The organism is Bradyrhizobium sp. SZCCHNR1017 (assembly GCF_032381375.1).
In the GTDB taxonomy this organism is placed as follows: Bacteria; Pseudomonadota; Alphaproteobacteria; order Rhizobiales; family Xanthobacteraceae; genus Bradyrhizobium.
On the sequence record NZ_JAUHIR010000001.1, the window covers coordinates 955039 to 969870 of the forward strand.

Genomic DNA, 14832 nt, shown 5'->3' on the forward strand with positions numbered 1-14832 from the left:
CGTGGCTATCGAGAAACGCGGCAAGCTTTCCTGATGGAGATCTTGCCGCACCACCCCTGCCCCCAGCGCCCTTCACCGGGCGCCTTTTGTTGGTGGCTGCTCATCTGCGATGATCCAACGGGACTCGTCCTTCGAGACGCTCGGCTATCGCCAAGCTCCTTAAGGATGAGGAGATGGAGGTCGCGCGAGGCCGTGGTTTCTCCTCATGGTGAGGAGGCGCGCGCCCATGAGTCAATGAGATCATCCGACAGAAGTGCGCGCCGTCTCGAACCATGAGGCCCGAGGGCGCACTCAGCCGCTATTTCTCGGGAAACCTCACCACGATCTGCTCGACCACCGGTCCCCATTTGCGCAACTCCGCCTTGTCGGATGCGATGCGATCACCGATCGGATTTCCCTCGTGGTCGTCACTGCCGAAGCGAACGCTGACGGAGCATCCACCCGGCAAAGGACGGCTCAGCGTGCCGCCTTTCCAGTCGACAACGAAGCCGCCACCATCGGTGAAGAACTCGCGGATCAGAAACGGCCTGCCATTGATCTTCTGCACCTCGGCCAAAGTGGAGCCGAGCGTCACGCCGGCAACGTTCCAATGACTCGTCTTGGAGGCGATCAAGGTGAGACGTGACACCCGCCGCATCGTCTCGTCAGCAAAGCCGATCTCGATACGCCAGTCCGGCACTTTTGGCGACAGCACGACGCCTTGATAGGTGATGTCCTCCACCCCGGTGAACAACTGGTCGTCTGTCACCGCCTCCTGGCCGTAGCGCTGCATCAGGCTCTTGGCGGAGTCCGTGACCGACACCGGCGAGGTGCAGGTGATCGGCCCATCGGCAGGCGGCGCGGTCTGTGCCCATGCCGGCGCAGCCAGAAGCATCAACAACAAGCTCGTTCGGCGCATGCTCATCCCGGTCAGTCCTGCGACTATGAAGCCATCACTTCGCGGCGAAATTGATGCCGATCTCGGTGACGACGGGCGCGAATTTCACCAGCGCCGGATTGTCGGACGACACCTTCACGCCATCGCCCGAGAGCGCTCGCGGTGGGTCCTTGTCCTTGCCGAAGCGCACGGTGATCGAGCAGCCGCCCGGCAGGATGCGTCCCAGCGCGCCGTTCTTGAAGTCGGTGACGAAGCCGCCATAGTCCCAGCCGAAGCCGCTCACGACGAACGACTTGCCATTGGCCTTCTGGACCTCGACGAGGCTGGCCCCGATGGTGATGCCGGCCACGCTCCAGCGGCTCGTCTTGGCCGTATCGCGCAAGGTGAGCCCGGACACCGTCGCGACCTTATCGTCGATGAAGCCGACCTCGATGCGCCGGTCCATCGCCCGCGGAAACAGCACGAGGCCCTTGTAGGTCTCGCCCTCGGCGCCCGGCAGATCCTGAACCACGGCCTCGTCGCCATAGCGCTGCTTGAGGCTGTTTGCCGAATCGGTGGCCGCGACCGGCGACGAGCAGGTGATCGGGCCTTCCATCGGCGGCGTGCCTTGGGCCAAGGCCGGAGCGGCGCGGAGCACAATGGCGACAGTCAGGACGTGGCGCATCACGGTTTCCTTGTGACGAGCTCACGATGAGCCGTCTCTGCAGCTTCGTCTGCCGTTTTGGAAACCCGGTTCAGCCCCGACGTCAGGATGACAGATGCCGCTTCCTCACCGCCTTACCGAACGCCTCGAACAGCTTGCGATTGATCGGGTTCTTCTGCGGGTCATATTCGGCATGCCATTGCACGCCGAGCGCAAAGGATGGCGCGTCCGCGATGCGGATGGCCTCGATGGTGCCGTCCTCGGCGATGCCCTCGATCACGACGCGGTCGCCCGGCTCCAGGATGCCCTGACCATGCAGCGAATTGACCTTGATGCTGTCGCAACCGAGGATGCTGGCGAAGGCACCGCCCGGCGTGAGCCGCACCTCGTGGCGATCGGCGAACACGACGTTGGGATCGGGATGGATCTCGCCGTTCTCCAACCTGGGCATGCGGTGGTTCATGCGGCCGGGAATCTCGCGGATCTCCGGATGCAGCGAGCCGCCGAAGGCGACGTTCATCTCCTGCAAGCCGCGGCAGATGCCGAACAGCGGGATGCCTCTGGAGACGCAGGCTTCCGACAACTGCAGCGCGACCTCGTCGCGGTGGACGTCGTAGGGCTCGTGCTTGAGGCTCGGCTCGGTGTTGAAGCGGGTCGGGTGCACGTTGGCGCGGGCGCCGGTCAGCACCACGCCGTCGACGACATCGAGCAGCGCGGCGATGTCGGTGATCTCGGGAACACCGGCAAACATCAGCGGTAGCGCGCCCGCGACCTCGGCCACGGCGCTCAGGTTGCGCTCGCCCACCATCTGCACGGTGAACCTGTTCTCGACGCGATGGCTGTTGCCGATCACGCCGACCACCGGACGTTTCATTGTTTTTGTTTCTCTCCCCTCTTATGTGGCCGTTGGCGGCCGCGTCCGCCAGTGTGGCAGGCACAAATCATGCCTGCGTCGCACGGCAGGATCAACATATGGCCACGCGGGTCCCCAATGCCAATTCCGGACACCCCCGCAAGCGTCCTGCAGCGCCCCGCTTCCCCAAGCCTGCGCTTGATCCGCCAGCCGTTTTCGCCAATGTGTGGGGGCCGATCAGCACAGAGGATGCCTCATGACCGCCCCCGCCGACCCACGCCTCCAGGCCCGCAGCGACCTGGCCTGGGCCATTGCCGTGGGCGGCATCGGGGTAACCCTGTTCATGGCCGGCATGGCCTTCACCTGGTATTACGCGGCTGCGATCTTCCTGTTGTTCGCGGGCATGCTGCTCGGCGTCGCGCTCAACGCGATGACCAGCCTGCTCGGCCGCGTCCTGCCCTGGCCGCATCCGGCGCGGCTCGTCATCGTCTGCCTGGCGCTCGCGGCCGTGCTCGTCGGCATCGTCTTCCTCGGCGGCACCACCATCGCGGACCAGGCCAAGGTGCTGAGCGATACGATCAAGTCGCAGCTCGGCAACATCAAGGGCTTCCTCGACCGCAACGGCATCGACACCAGCTTCTTCGACTTCAACGCCGCGAGCACGGCCACTGCCGCGCCTGATGGCGGCTCGACCACACCGACCCAGACGCCGTCCCATGGCCTGCCGGGCGGCCTGCCCTCGCCGAGCGCGCTGGCCTCCTCCGGCGGCGCCATCGTCAGCCAGACCTTCAAGCTGCTGCTCGGCACCGTCAGCGCCGTCGGCAACTTCTTCATAGTGTTGTTCCTGGGATTGGCCTTCGCGGCCCAGCCGGCGGTCTACCGCAGCGGATTGCTTTTCCTGGCGCCGGCGAAGTACCGCGACCAGGCCACCGTGATCGTGGACCGCATCAGCTACACGCTGGAGCGCTGGCTGATCGCCCAGATCACGACGATGTTCGCCGTGTTCCTCGTCACCTGGATCGGCCTCGCCATCATCGGCGTGCAGAGCTCGTTCATCCTGGGCATCCAGGCCGGCCTGTTGGCCTTCATTCCGACCGTCGGCGCCATCATCGCCGGCGTCATCGTGGTGCTGGCGAGCCTCGCCTCCGGCTGGGTCGCTGCGGTCAGCGCCTTCGTGCTGTTCCTCGGCGTGCACGCGATGGAGAGCTACGTGCTGACGCCGCTGATCCAGCGCCAGGCGCTGGACATCCCGCCGGCCACGCTGTTTGCGTTCCAGATTCTGCTCGGCATCGTGTTCGGCGTCTGGGGCCTGACCCTGGCGCTGCCGCTGATGGCGATCGCCAAGGTCATGATCGACTATTTCAAGAGCGACCGCCGCACCGAGGACGCCGCGGCCGCGATCTGAGGCCCGGTCAGAGCCCGCTCAGCCGGCCGGCATCGCGGTCTCGACCAGCTTGGCCCAATAGCTGATGCCGTGCGGAATCACGTCGTCGTTGAAATCATATTCCGGGTGATGCACGCCGGCCCCATCGCCGATGCCCATGAAGACGAACGCGCCGGGCCGCGCCTGCAGCATGTAGGCGAAGTCCTCGCCGCCGAGCCGGGGCGGCATGTCGGTGATGACCTGTTCCGGCCCGACGACGCTGCGCGCCACGTCGGCCGCGAACGCAGTCTGCTCCGCATGGTTGATGACGACCGGATAGCCCCATTCGTAGTCGATCTCCGCCTCCACGCCCATGCCGCTCGCGAGCGCCGTCACCAGGCCCTTGAAGCGTTCGTCCATCAAGCGGCGGATGTCCTCATCGAGCGTGCGCACGGTGCCGCCAATGACAGCGGTCTGCGGAATGATGTTGTCGGCGGTCGTCCCCGCGTGAAAGCGCGTGATCGACAGCACCGCGCTTTCGACCGGATCGACGTTGCGCGCCACGATCGTCTGCAGCGCGGTCACGATCTGCGCGCCGGCGATGATCGGATCGACGCATTTGTTCGGCCGCGCGGCGTGGCCGCCGAGGCCCTTCAGACGCACCTCGAAGGTGTCGGCCGCGGCCATCACGGCGCCGGTGCGCGTCGCGACCGTTCCGAGCGGCAGGCCCGGCGCATTGTGCAGGCCGTAGACCTCCTCGATGCCGAAGCGCTCCATCAGGCCATCCTCGACCATCGCACGGCCACCGGCCCCACCCTCCTCGGCTGGCTGGAAGATGACGATGGCCGTGCCGGCGAAGTTGCGCGTCTCGGCGAGATAGCGCGCCGCGCCCAGCAGCATCGCGGTGTGGCCGTCATGGCCGCAGGCGTGCATCTTGCCGGGAATGGTGGACTTGTGCGGGATGTCGCTGACCTCCTGCAGCGGCAGCGCGTCCATGTCGGCGCGCAGGCCGATCACCCGCGGCGACGACTCGCGGCCGCGGATGACGCCGACGACGCCGGTCCGGCCGATGCCGGTGACAACCTCGTCGACACCGAACGAGGTCAAGAGCTCGGCGACGCGCCCGGCCGTCCGATGCACCTCATATTGGAGCTCGGGATGCTGGTGGAAATCGCGGCGCCAGACCTTGGCGTCTTCCGCCAGCTCGGCGGCGCGGTTGATGATCGGCATGACGGAGTTCCAGAAAATGAGGAGCACGTCATGGCGACGCGCATGTCATCCCATTGCATGTCGGGCCACGGCAAAAGACAAGCGCTATCAGCACATGCGATGCTGCGCAGCCTGCATTGCCGCGGCGACGCGGCCGCGCGAAACGCCTGAGCCGATCCTGCTTATGATCGAAGGCCGCGCAGCTCGCGCGCGAGGTTGGCCCGCGCCTTCTGGTCGAGCGCAGCGGCAAAGCCCGCATCTGGATAGATCACGGGGCGCCGCGCGAACCGCTCCAGCACCGCCGCGCGCCCGGCGCGGTAGGCGTCGTCCGGCACATGCGCATATTCGCGCCGGATCGCATCCGCGTAGACGTCGTAGCTGGCCTCGTCGGCGCCGAGAATGGCGAGATCGATCGAGACGAGCAGCGCGCCAAGCCGATCGTCGGGCGCGACATGGTGCGTCCGGGTCAGCCGGATCAGGCGTCCGACCTCGTCGCGCAGCTCGGGCGCGACGTGACGCTCGGCAAGGATGGCGCTCTGCTCTTCATTGTCGGACCGCGTGGGATCATACACGGCGTCGTGCCACCAGATCGCCAGCGTCAGGACCTCGCGCTCGCGGACGCTGAGGTCCGCGACGCGATCGAGCTGGTCCAGGCAATCCTGGACGTGGCGAAGATCGTGGTAGTGCCGTCCCCCGGCAGAGTAGGCTTCGACCAGATCGTCGTGCGTCATGTTGTGTTCCGTGGCGGAGCAGCGCTGACGCGCTGCCTCAGCCGGCCGAGGTCAGGACCGTCTCGGTGTGCTCGACATCCGGAGGATTGGCAAAATACTGCCCGACCAGGCCACGCCATTCGGTGAAGTTCTCCGAGCCGCGGAAATCGACCGTGTGGTTCTCGAGCGTTTCCCACTTCACCATCAGGCGGTAGCGCTGCGGCTTCTCGATCGATTTGTGCAGCTCGAAGCCGTGAAAGCCCTTGGAGCGGCCGAAGGCGGCGCGTGCTTTCGCGACCGCGGCCTCGAAATCCTTCTCCGTGCCCGGCTTGACGTCGATCTGGGCGATTTCCGTGATCATGTTCTGTCGGCCTCCCCTGGTGTGGGCCGCTTGTCTAGCCCAGACCTCGGGAGAGCGAAAGCCGCACCTCAGCTGGACAACACCGCCTCTCCCGACTGCGGCAGGCTGGCAGCCGCGGCAGCGCGCTGGCGGCGGTAGCGGTCGAGCGACAGCGGCAGCTCCGCCGAGGCCTCGACCCGGTTGCGACCGGAGCGCTTGGCCTTGTAGAGCGCGGTATCGGCGGCCGCGAGCAGCACGTCGAGATCGGTCCCGCCCGGCCCGCCGGCAACGCCGATGCTGACGGTGGTATCGACCGGCTTGTCCTCGCACACCACGCCGGAGGCCGCGAACGCCTCGCGGACACGCTCGGCGGCGACCATGGCCTCTTCGATGGAACAGGGCAGAAGTGCTGCGAACTCCTCGCCGCCGATCCGGCCCGAGAGATCGGTGAGGCGTAGATTGTTGACCACGACGTTTGCGAACAGCTTCAGGACCTCGTCGCCCTCGGCGTGACCGAAGCGGTCGTTGATCGACTTGAAATGATCGATGTCGAAGATCAGCACGCTGACCGGGCGCTGCTCGCGCGCCTCGCGCTCGATCAGCTGCGCGCAGGACTCGGCAAAGCCGCGGCGGTTGAGCAGGCCCGTCAGCGGGTCGGTGGTCGCCGCGCGCTTGTGGGCGCTGACGATGCGCTCGGACACCAGCATGAAGATCACGAACACGGTGCCGACCGCATACAGCACGAGTTCGATCGAGAAGATCGTGACCCAGGCGGCGGCGAAGGCGCCGTCGGAATCGCGCAGCATGTTGCCGAGCAGGATCGGCAACATCAGCACGAAGCCATGCATCACCGGTACGATCAGCGCCGGCCAGCGCTTGTGCAGGGTCCGCCGCCGCTCCTGCCACAGCTCGGCCGCGGTCAGCATGGCGTAGATCACGACGATCGCTGCGCCGATCGTCAGCCGCAGCGCCTGCGCCGACGCATCGAGCAGCATGCCGCTGGCGATCCAGACCGTCGCGCCGAGCACGAGCCCGGGCACGCTCGCCGGCTTGCCGTGGAACACGCGCGCGGCGTTCCACACCATGGCGGTGGCGATCAGGCCGATGGAGCTCAGGAACAGCGACACCACCTCGCCGTAGAGCTCGCCGATCAAGGTCCACAGCGCGATCGCGACCGCGCCGAGGACGTAGGCCGCGCCCCACCAGCGCAGCGCCGGCGTGTTCTCCTGCCGGCCGAAGTGGAGCAACATAGCGCCAAGCAGCGCTGCGACCATGGTCGCTACGATGTCGAGCGTCATGCTATCAAGCGCCATCGATCACCTCGCTTGCTGCGGCGGCGCGGAAATTCAGGGTTAGCGCGGCCTTATCGCGATCAACCTAGCGGGCGGTTTGTTGGAAAGAGGTTTGCCTGGGATACCAAGTTTTCTCGAAAAGCTCGGCACAACTCGTCAGCAAATTGCTGCGCAAGAAATCTGCAAACAGGATTCAAAAATGCCGGGGCAATCCGCGCGACCGCCCGCCCTGATTGTACACGGCACAGCGTCATTCATTGATAGTTGTGCGCCCCATCGTGCGGAATCAATGGTTTCCCGTCCTGCGGCGAACACTCATCGAAACGATAAGAAACCTTCTCAAATTTGAGATCATCTCTCCCTAACACGTCCCGACCGCGGCGCGATCCGCCGCTCGAGGTGGGGACAAGGATGTCTTTCGAAGACGATTCATCGAACAACAAGGCGGCCGCAGGCGATCATCCGGCGCGTGATCCGCAGCCGGCGCAGGGCGTCGATCGCCGCACCCTGCTGCGCAATGCCATGGGCGTCTCGGCGCTCGGCCTCGGCGCCAGCCTGCTGCCCGGCCAGGCGGCGCACGCGCATTGGCGCATGCACCATCACCATCGTCACGTCACGACCAGCTTCGCGCTCGCCGTCCTTCCCGATACGCAGTTCTACTCGCGCTATGCGACGTCAGAAGAAGGCCAGTCCTATCAGCGCCAATATGGCAGCACGCCCTACCCCGCGCAGACGCAGTTCATCGTCGACAACGCCGCGAAGTACCACATCCCGTTCACGATCCACCTCGGCGACGTCGTCGACCAGTCCAAGCATCCGCAGCAATGGGTGGTCGCCGATGCCGCGATGAAGCTGCTGGAAAATGCCGGCCGGCCCTATTCGGTGCTCGCGGGCAATCACGACGTGCTGTCGGCGCTGGAGTTCGAGAGCGCGGCGAGCCAGGGCGCGGGCACCGATGCGCAGCGCGCTTCATCCGAGCCCTATCTCTCATGGTTTCCGACCAGCCGCGCGGCGAAGCAGCGGACCTTCCTGGAGCGCCATCCGAGCGGCTGGCACGAGGCGCATGTGTTCCACGCCTGCGGCGTCAGCTTCATGGTGCTGTCGCTGTCCTGGCGCGCCTCGGACGATGCGATCGCCTGGGCGCGCAGCATGATCGCGCGGCATCCGATGCTGCCGGTGATCCTCGCCAACCATCAGCTTCTGAACATCGCCAATGACGGTGTCAGCCCGCTCGAGGTCGCCTACGGCCAGTACCTGTGGGAGAAGCTGATCCGCAGCAACGACCAGATCTTCATGACCCTGAACGGCCACTATCACGGTGGCGCGCTGCTGACGAAGATCAACGACTTCCACAACCCCGTCCACCAGATGGTGGTCGACTATCAGATGGCCTATCAGGGCGGCAACGGCCTGATGCGGCTGTACGAGTTCGACTTCACGGCCAACAAGATCGACGTCGCCTCGTTCTCGCCCTGGGTGGTCGAGAAGCCGAAGGACAGCCTGAAGCAGTTCGACCGCGCCTGGCTGTCCGAGGACAATCACGCGTTCTCGATTCCCATCGACTTCCGCCGGCGGTTTTCACGCTTCACCAATTTCTGCCATCTGCCGGCCTTCGCCGGCACGCCGATCCTGCCGCGCCTCAAGCAGGATCTCTACGCCAACTACACCGAGGCGCCCGAACCGGTGGTGGTGCCGCCCGCGAACGAGCAGGACTATCCGCTCGTGGCCGAGACCGTTGCGCATTGGCGGATCACATCGTCGGCGATCGGCAAGGCCGTGGCCGCCGGCACCGCGCTGTCGGACCTCACCGCCGCCAACCCGATGCAGCGCGCGACGCTCGCGAGTGCCGCCCAGGTCGCCGACGTCGTCTTCACAGCCGACAAGCATCGCCTGTCGTCGGCGCCGGGCAGCGTGCAGTTCCTCAACACGACCAAGCAGGGCGCCGGCCGCTTCAGCTGGTTCACGACCGCGGCCAACGCGCCGATCAACGCGGCAACGTTCGCATCCGGCTACACCGTCGAAGCCTTCATCAAGATCGATCCGAACTGGAAGGCCGCCGACCACGCCTGGTGCAACATCCTGACCCGCTTCGGCAACCGCGGCTGGCTGCCGGGCTACGCCGGCGGCGATCCGGAATCGCCGCCGATCCTGTTTGCGATCTCGAACCTGCGCGAGGTGCAGTGGGAGATCGTGCCGTCGAGTTCGACCCGGCAGCCGCAGACCGACTGGTCCGGCGAGATCATGCTCGACACCTGGTATCACCTCGCGATCGTCAACGATCCCGCCGACAATTCGACCGTGCTCTACATCGAGGGCGCGCCGGTCGTGCGCAGCGTCATCGGCGGCAACGGCATCGCCTCGACGGCCGCGTCGCAGCCCTGGGCACTCGGCTGCGGCTGGTGGGACCGCGCGCCGTCGGACGGCTTCATCGGCAGCATCGGCGAGGTCCGCGTGGTGTCGAAACCGCTGGCGCCGAGCCAATGGCTGACCGCGCGCCGCGCCAGCGCCTGACCCGCGCAAGCCTGCGTCAAAAGCAAAACGGGCGCCCGCGAGGGCGCCCGTTCGTATTTGAAGCTGATGGATCCGGACGGAGCCGGAGCCAGGCGATCAGCGCTTCGAGAACTGGAAGGAGCGGCGGGCCTTGGCCTTGCCGTACTTCTTACGCTCGACGACGCGCGAGTCGCGGGTCAGGAAGCCGCCCTTCTTGAGGACGCCGCGCAGCTCCGGCTCGAAATTCGTCAGCGCCTTGGACAGGCCGTGACGGACCGCACCGGCCTGGCCGGACAGGCCGCCGCCGGCGACCGTGCAGATCACGTCGTACTGGCCCTTGCGGGCAGCGACGACCATCGGCTGCTCGATCATCATGCGCAGCACCGGACGGGCGAAGTAGACCTCGATGTCGCGGGTGTTGACGGTGACCTTGCCGGAGCCCGGCTTGATCCAGACGCGGGCGACCGCGTCCTTGCGCTTGCCGGTGGCATAGGCGCGGCCGAACTTGTCGACCTTCTTCTCATACTTCGGAGCGTCGGGAGCCGTGACGGCCCCCTTGAGCTGCGACAGCTGATCGAGAGACTGGATGCTTTCGGCCATCTTATGCGGCCCTCGTGTTCTTGCGGTTCAACTTGGCGATGTCGATCTTCTCGGGGTTCTGCGCTTCGTGCGGATGATCGGGTCCGCCATAGACACGCAGATTGCCCATCTGCACGCGGCCGAGCGGCCCGCGCGGGATCATGCGCTCGATGGCCTTCTCGATCACGCGCTCGGGGAAGCGGCCCTCGAGGATCTGGCGCGCGGTGCGCTCCTTGACGTGGCCGACATAGCCGGTGTGCTTGTAGTACACCTTCTGCTCGCGCTTGCGGCCGGTCAGCACGGCGTGCGCGGCATTGACGATGATGACGTTGTCGCCGCAGTCGACGTGCGGCGTGTAGATCGGGAGGTGCTTGCCGCGCAGCCGCATGGCGACCAGCGTGGCGAGACGGCCGACGACCAGACCCTTGGCGTCGATCACGACCCACTTCTTCTGGACCTCGGCCGGCTTTGCCGAAAAGGTTTTCATGAGAGATATCCGTGACAGGGAGAATGCGGCGCGGGTGACGCACCGAACTGGTCGCAGCTTCTAGAGAAGCGGCCTGCATTCGTCAACGCCATCGGCGTCAAATTAATGCAATAAAAACAGTAGCTTGCAAATATGGTGCAATAATACCCACGAAAACCCTACGCATTCGGAATGGAATAGGTCGCCGTGACATGGGCGATCGGATCGGGCGATTCCCCTGACAGCAGCGTGACTTCGCCGACCGCGAGCCGCTTGCCGAGCTTGAGCAGCCGCGCCTCCGCCAGCACATCGGCGCCGGCCGCGCCCTTGCGCAGGAAGTTGATGTTGAGATTCGTGGTCACGGCAAGACCGACCGGGCCGATCGCCGACAAGAGCACCACGTACATCGCGAAATCGGCCAGCGCCATCAATGTCGGCCCGGAGACGGTGCCGCCGGGGCGCAACATGCGCTCATTGAAGCGCTGGCGCATCCGGCAGCTCTTGCCGTCGGCGCTCTCGATCGAAATGTCACCGCCGGTGCGGAACGCCTGGGGGAAATTCCGCGTGCAGGAACGTTTCCAGCTCCGCGATGGTCATCTTCGCCGTCATCTCTCCCCCTGCTCTCGTCGTTGCTCATCTGTTACATTAGCTGCATCGATGCGCCCATATGGAAATCGCAATGTCCGTCCCTGCCCCCGCCGACGCCGCCGATACGCCGATTCTGTTGCGCGAGATGGCGGGCCCCGTCGCCGTGCTCACGCTCAACCGCCCGGCACAGCGCAACAGCCTGTCGGAGCCGCTGATCGCAGAGCTGCATCGGGCCCTGGCCGAGATCGGCGCCGACAAGGCCGTGCGCGCCGTGGTGATCGCAGCGAATGGCCCTGCGTTCTGCGCCGGCCATGACCTCAAGGAACTCACCGCGCATCGCAGCGAGGCCGACCGCGGCCGCGCCTTCTTCGCCCGGCTGATGAACGCCTGCAGTGCGATGATGCAGGCGATCGTGCATCTGCCCAAGCCGGTTGTCGCGTCCGTGCAGGGCATCGCCACCGCCGCCGGCTGCCAACTGGTCGCGAGCTGCGATCTCGCCGTCGCCTCCGAGCGCGCCTCGTTCGCCACGCCCGGCGTCGACATCGGCCTGTTCTGCTCGACGCCGATGGTGGCGCTGTCGCGCAACGTACCCCGCAAGCAGGCGATGGAGATGCTGCTGACCGGCGAGCCGGTTCCCGCTGTCCGCGCCCGCGAATTGGGCCTCGTCAACCGCGTGGTCACGGCCGGCACGGAACGCGACACCGCGATTGCGCTGGCACAACAAGTGGCGCGCAAATCAGCCTATACGATCAAGCTCGGCAAGGAGGCATTCTACCGCCAGGCCGAGATGAGCCTTGCCGACGCCTATCGCTATGCGGCAGAGGTGATGACCGAAAACATGCTGGCCCGCGACGCGGAAGAAGGCATCGGCGCCTTCATCGAGAAGCGGACGCCGAATTGGCGGGACGAGTGAAGCTCGCCCTGCTCTCTCCTTCGTCATTGCGAGCGCAGCGAAGCAATCCAGAGTCCCGCTCGAGCCCCTGGATTGCTTCGTCGCAAGTGCTCCTCGCAATGACAGAAACTGAAACTGGCTCGTCATTCCGGGGCGCCCGGAGGGCGAGCCCGGAATCCATAACCACGATCGGGAGTATGGATTCCGGGCTCGTGCTGCGCACGCCCCGGAATGACAGCAACTAACAGATTGCACCGCTCATGAATCACGACACCTATCCCGACGACTACATCCGCGGCATTCTCAACGGCGTGAAGGTGATCGCGATGGTCGGCGCCTCGCCGTCGGAGATCCGGCCGAGCTTCTTCGCCTTCAAATATCTGGTGCAGCGCGGCTACGACATGATCCCGGTGAACCCCGGCCATGTCGGCAAGAGCCTGATGGGCCGCCCCTTCGTCGCCTCGCTCGCCGACATTGGCCGCCCGCTCGACATGGTCGACATCTTCCGGAGCTCGCAGCACATCATGCCCGTCGTCGACGAGGCGCTGAAGCTCTCACCCTTGCCGAAGGTGATCTGGATGCAGCTCGGCGCGCGTGACGATGCGGCGGCCGAAAAGGCCGAGGCCGCTGGGCTGAAGGTCGTGATGAACCGCTGCCCAAAGATCGAATATGGCCGGCTGTCGTCGGAGATCTCCTGGATGGGCGTCAACTCGCGCACCATCAGCGCCAAGCGCGCGCCGATCCCGACGCAAGGCATGCGGCTGTCGCTGAACCGCACCAGCGTCGGCGGCGGCACGACGGCCGCGGCCGACCGCGCCGCGAAGGACAGAAGCGATCCCGCCTGACGCATCTGCGAAAGGAACGTGTCGCGACGACGGCGCGACACAGCAGCGCATTTCAAATCGGAGCGATCGGCGCCGGCAGCCTTGACGCCATCCTGGCCGCTGGCAAATGTCCTCCGCCGGGATGACGCGGAGGCGCACGATGCGCGCTATCGACACCGTCTCCCATCATCGATCCCTGCGCCAGCCGGCGCCGGCGCGCAACGGATCAAGCCAAGAGGAAACACCATGACCGAACGTCCCCCGGGATTTGCCACCCTTGCCATTCACGCCGGCGCCCAGCCCGACCCGACCACCGGCGCGCGGGCGACGCCGATCTACCAGACCACGTCGTTCGTGTTCAACGATGCCGACCACGCCGCCTCGCTGTTCGGACTGCAGGCATTCGGCAACATCTACACCCGCATCGGCAACCCGACCAACGCCGTGCTGGAGGAGCGCGTCGCCGCGCTCGAGGGCGGCACCGCCGCGCTTGCCGTTGCCTCGGGCCATGCCGCGCAGGTCGTGGCGCTGCAGCAGTTGCTGTCCCCCGGCGACGAGTTCATCGCCGCGCGAAAACTCTATGGCGGCTCGATCAACCAGTTCACGCATTCGTTCAAGAGCTTTGGCTGGAACGTGGTGTGGGCCGACACCGATGACGTCGCGAGCTTCGAGGCGGCGGTGAGCCCACGCACCAAGGCTGTATTCATCGAGTCGATCGCCAATCCCGGCGGCACCATCACCGACATCGAGGCGGTCGCGCAGGTGGCGCGCAAGGCGGGCGTGCCGCTGATCGTCGACAACACCTTGGCTTCGCCCTACCTGATCCGCCCGATCGATCACGGCGCCGACATCGTGCTGCACTCGCTGACCAAGTTCCTTGGCGGCCACGGCAACTCGATCGGCGGCGTCATCGTCGATGCCGGCACCTTCGACTGGGCCGGCAGTGGCGACAAATATCCGATGCTGACGCAGCCGCGTCCCGAATATCACGGCATTCGCCTGCACGAGACGTTCGGCAATTTCGCCTTCGCGATCGCCTGCCGCGTGCTGGGCTTGCGTGATCTCGGACCGGCGCTGTCGCCATTCAACGCCTTCATGATCCTCACCGGCATCGAGACCCTGCCGCTGCGCATGCAGAAGCACTGCGACAATGCCAAAGCCGTCGCCGAATATCTCGGCAAGCATCCCGGCGTGGCCTCGGTGAACTACGCCGGCCTGCCCGAGGACAAGTATTACACGCTCGCCCGCAAATACTGCCCGAAGGGCGCCGGCGCCGTGTTCACCTTCTCGCTCAAGGGCGGCTACGACGCCGGCGTCAAGCTGGTGTCGAACCTGAAGCTGTTCTCGCATCTCGCCAATGTCGGCGACACCCGCTCGCTGGTGATCCACCCGGCCTCGACCACGCACAGCCAGCTCGACGACGCCGCGAAGATCAAGGCCGGCGCCGGCCCCGACATCGTCCGCATCTCCGTCGGCATCGAGGACAAGGAAGACCTGATCGCCGACCTCGAGCAGGCGCTGAGCGCGTAAGGCGCGTTTCGCTCCACGGATCGCGCCGCGCGTCGACATGCGGCATGACGAGCGCATCTCTCACCACGTCATGGCCGGGCTTGTCCCGGCCATTCATGTCTTTGCCCCGGCAATGACGACGTGGATGCGCGGGCCGTCGCCGCGCCGAAGGGGCTTCGGCCCCGCAGGCGGGAAAA

At 65.9% G+C, this 14832-nt stretch carries 14 protein-coding genes and 1 pseudogene; 5 read left to right on the forward strand and 10 right to left on the reverse strand.

The window, feature by feature from the left end; all coding sequences use genetic code 11:
* Positions 1 to 298: 298 nt before the first annotated feature.
* From QW863_RS04440 to QW863_RS04450, 3 genes are all read right to left on the reverse strand, one after another.
* Positions 299 to 874: a hypothetical protein gene (locus tag QW863_RS04440; protein ID WP_409977887.1), complete on the reverse strand. Its 576-nt coding sequence runs from the start codon at positions 872 to 874 to the stop codon at positions 299 to 301.
* Between the two features lie 58 nt (positions 875 to 932).
* Positions 933 to 1541, reverse strand: a complete 609-nt coding sequence (locus QW863_RS04445) for a hypothetical protein (RefSeq protein ID WP_315711525.1) — start codon at positions 1539 to 1541, stop codon at positions 933 to 935.
* Positions 1542 to 1623: 82 nt separating this feature from the next.
* Positions 1624 to 2394, reverse strand: coding sequence for a gamma-glutamyl-gamma-aminobutyrate hydrolase family protein (locus tag QW863_RS04450; RefSeq protein ID WP_315711523.1), 771 nt, complete (start codon positions 2392 to 2394; stop codon positions 1624 to 1626).
* A gap of 235 nt (positions 2395 to 2629) precedes the next feature.
* On the opposite strand from QW863_RS04450, the gene QW863_RS04455 reads away from it, so the two are divergent.
* Positions 2630 to 3778, forward strand: coding sequence for an AI-2E family transporter (locus QW863_RS04455; protein ID WP_315711522.1), 1149 nt, complete (start codon positions 2630 to 2632; stop codon positions 3776 to 3778).
* Between the two features lie 18 nt (positions 3779 to 3796).
* On the opposite strand, the gene QW863_RS04460 is transcribed toward QW863_RS04455, so the two are convergent.
* From QW863_RS04460 to QW863_RS04475, 4 genes are all read right to left on the reverse strand, one after another.
* Positions 3797 to 4966, reverse strand: coding sequence for a M20 aminoacylase family protein (locus QW863_RS04460; RefSeq protein WP_315711520.1), 1170 nt, complete (start codon positions 4964 to 4966; stop codon positions 3797 to 3799).
* A 161-nt stretch (positions 4967 to 5127) separates the two neighbouring features.
* A complete protein-coding gene (locus QW863_RS04465; protein WP_315711519.1) occupies positions 5128 to 5676 on the reverse strand; it encodes a phosphohydrolase in 549 nt (182 codons plus the stop codon).
* Between the two features lie 37 nt (positions 5677 to 5713).
* Positions 5714 to 6016, reverse strand: coding sequence for an antibiotic biosynthesis monooxygenase family protein (locus QW863_RS04470; RefSeq protein ID WP_315711517.1), 303 nt, complete (start codon positions 6014 to 6016; stop codon positions 5714 to 5716).
* Between the two features lie 68 nt (positions 6017 to 6084).
* Complete coding sequence (locus QW863_RS04475) at positions 6085 to 7308, reverse strand: GGDEF domain-containing protein (RefSeq protein WP_315711515.1); 1224 nt, start codon at positions 7306 to 7308, stop codon at positions 6085 to 6087.
* Between the two features lie 390 nt (positions 7309 to 7698).
* On the opposite strand from QW863_RS04475, the gene QW863_RS04480 reads away from it, so the two are divergent.
* Positions 7699 to 9798 (forward strand): LamG-like jellyroll fold domain-containing protein, encoded by a 2100-nt coding sequence (locus tag QW863_RS04480; RefSeq protein ID WP_315711514.1) that lies wholly within the window; start codon positions 7699 to 7701, stop codon positions 9796 to 9798.
* Positions 9799 to 9894: 96 nt separating this feature from the next.
* On the opposite strand, the gene rpsI is transcribed toward QW863_RS04480, so the two are convergent.
* The 3 genes and pseudogenes from rpsI to QW863_RS04495 form a co-directional block, all read right to left on the reverse strand.
* A complete protein-coding gene (gene rpsI, locus QW863_RS04485) occupies positions 9895 to 10377 on the reverse strand; it encodes a 30S ribosomal protein S9 (RefSeq protein ID WP_172109671.1) in 483 nt (160 codons plus the stop codon).
* 1 nt (position 10378) lies between these two features.
* Positions 10379 to 10843 (reverse strand): 50S ribosomal protein L13, encoded by a 465-nt coding sequence (gene rplM, locus QW863_RS04490; RefSeq protein WP_315711511.1) that lies wholly within the window; start codon positions 10841 to 10843, stop codon positions 10379 to 10381.
* Between the two features lie 158 nt (positions 10844 to 11001).
* Positions 11002 to 11431 (reverse strand): annotated as a pseudogene (locus tag QW863_RS04495) (PaaI family thioesterase).
* 70 nt (positions 11432 to 11501) lie between these two features.
* Between QW863_RS04495 and QW863_RS04500 the strand changes: the two are divergent.
* From QW863_RS04500 to QW863_RS04510, 3 genes are all read left to right on the forward strand, one after another.
* Positions 11502 to 12323, forward strand: coding sequence for an enoyl-CoA hydratase (locus QW863_RS04500; RefSeq protein WP_315711510.1), 822 nt, complete (start codon positions 11502 to 11504; stop codon positions 12321 to 12323).
* Positions 12324 to 12562: 239 nt separating this feature from the next.
* The gene (locus QW863_RS04505) at positions 12563 to 13147 is read left to right on the forward strand and encodes a CoA-binding protein (protein WP_315711509.1); all 585 of its coding nucleotides are present in this window, start codon (positions 12563 to 12565) and stop codon (positions 13145 to 13147) included.
* A 225-nt stretch (positions 13148 to 13372) separates the two neighbouring features.
* Entirely contained in the window at positions 13373 to 14656 is a 1284-nt protein-coding gene (locus tag QW863_RS04510) for an O-acetylhomoserine aminocarboxypropyltransferase (RefSeq protein WP_315711508.1), read from the forward strand.
* The last annotated feature ends 176 nt before the right edge of the window (positions 14657 to 14832 follow it).

What these genes read in the sequence shown, in the direction of transcription:
- QW863_RS04445 (WP_315711525.1), bottom strand. Translation starts at nt 1,541, where the DNA reads ATGCGCCACGTCCTGACTGTCGCCATTGTGCTCCGCGCCGCTCCGGCC.
- QW863_RS04460 (WP_315711520.1), bottom strand. Translation starts at nt 4,966, where the DNA reads ATGCCGATCATCAACCGCGCCGCCGAGCTGGCGGAAGACGCCAAGGTC.
- QW863_RS04450 (WP_315711523.1), bottom strand. Translation starts at nt 2,394, where the DNA reads ATGAAACGTCCGGTGGTCGGCGTGATCGGCAACAGCCATCGCGTCGAG.
- QW863_RS04440 (WP_409977887.1), bottom strand. Translation starts at nt 874, where the DNA reads ATGCTTCTGGCTGCGCCGGCATGGGCACAGACCGCGCCGCCTGCCGAT.
- QW863_RS04500 (WP_315711510.1), top strand. Translation starts at nt 11,502, where the DNA reads ATGTCCGTCCCTGCCCCCGCCGACGCCGCCGATACGCCGATTCTGTTG.
- QW863_RS04480 (WP_315711514.1), top strand. Translation starts at nt 7,699, where the DNA reads ATGTCTTTCGAAGACGATTCATCGAACAACAAGGCGGCCGCAGGCGAT.
- QW863_RS04455 (WP_315711522.1), top strand. Translation starts at nt 2,630, where the DNA reads ATGACCGCCCCCGCCGACCCACGCCTCCAGGCCCGCAGCGACCTGGCC.
- QW863_RS04510 (WP_315711508.1), top strand. Translation starts at nt 13,373, where the DNA reads ATGACCGAACGTCCCCCGGGATTTGCCACCCTTGCCATTCACGCCGGC.
- rplM (WP_315711511.1), bottom strand. Translation starts at nt 10,843, where the DNA reads ATGAAAACCTTTTCGGCAAAGCCGGCCGAGGTCCAGAAGAAGTGGGTC.
- QW863_RS04475 (WP_315711515.1), bottom strand. Translation starts at nt 7,308, where the DNA reads ATGGCGCTTGATAGCATGACGCTCGACATCGTAGCGACCATGGTCGCA.
- QW863_RS04505 (WP_315711509.1), top strand. Translation starts at nt 12,563, where the DNA reads ATGAATCACGACACCTATCCCGACGACTACATCCGCGGCATTCTCAAC.
- rpsI (WP_172109671.1), bottom strand. Translation starts at nt 10,377, where the DNA reads ATGGCCGAAAGCATCCAGTCTCTCGATCAGCTGTCGCAGCTCAAGGGG.
- QW863_RS04465 (WP_315711519.1), bottom strand. Translation starts at nt 5,676, where the DNA reads ATGACGCACGACGATCTGGTCGAAGCCTACTCTGCCGGGGGACGGCAC.
- QW863_RS04470 (WP_315711517.1), bottom strand. Translation starts at nt 6,016, where the DNA reads ATGATCACGGAAATCGCCCAGATCGACGTCAAGCCGGGCACGGAGAAG.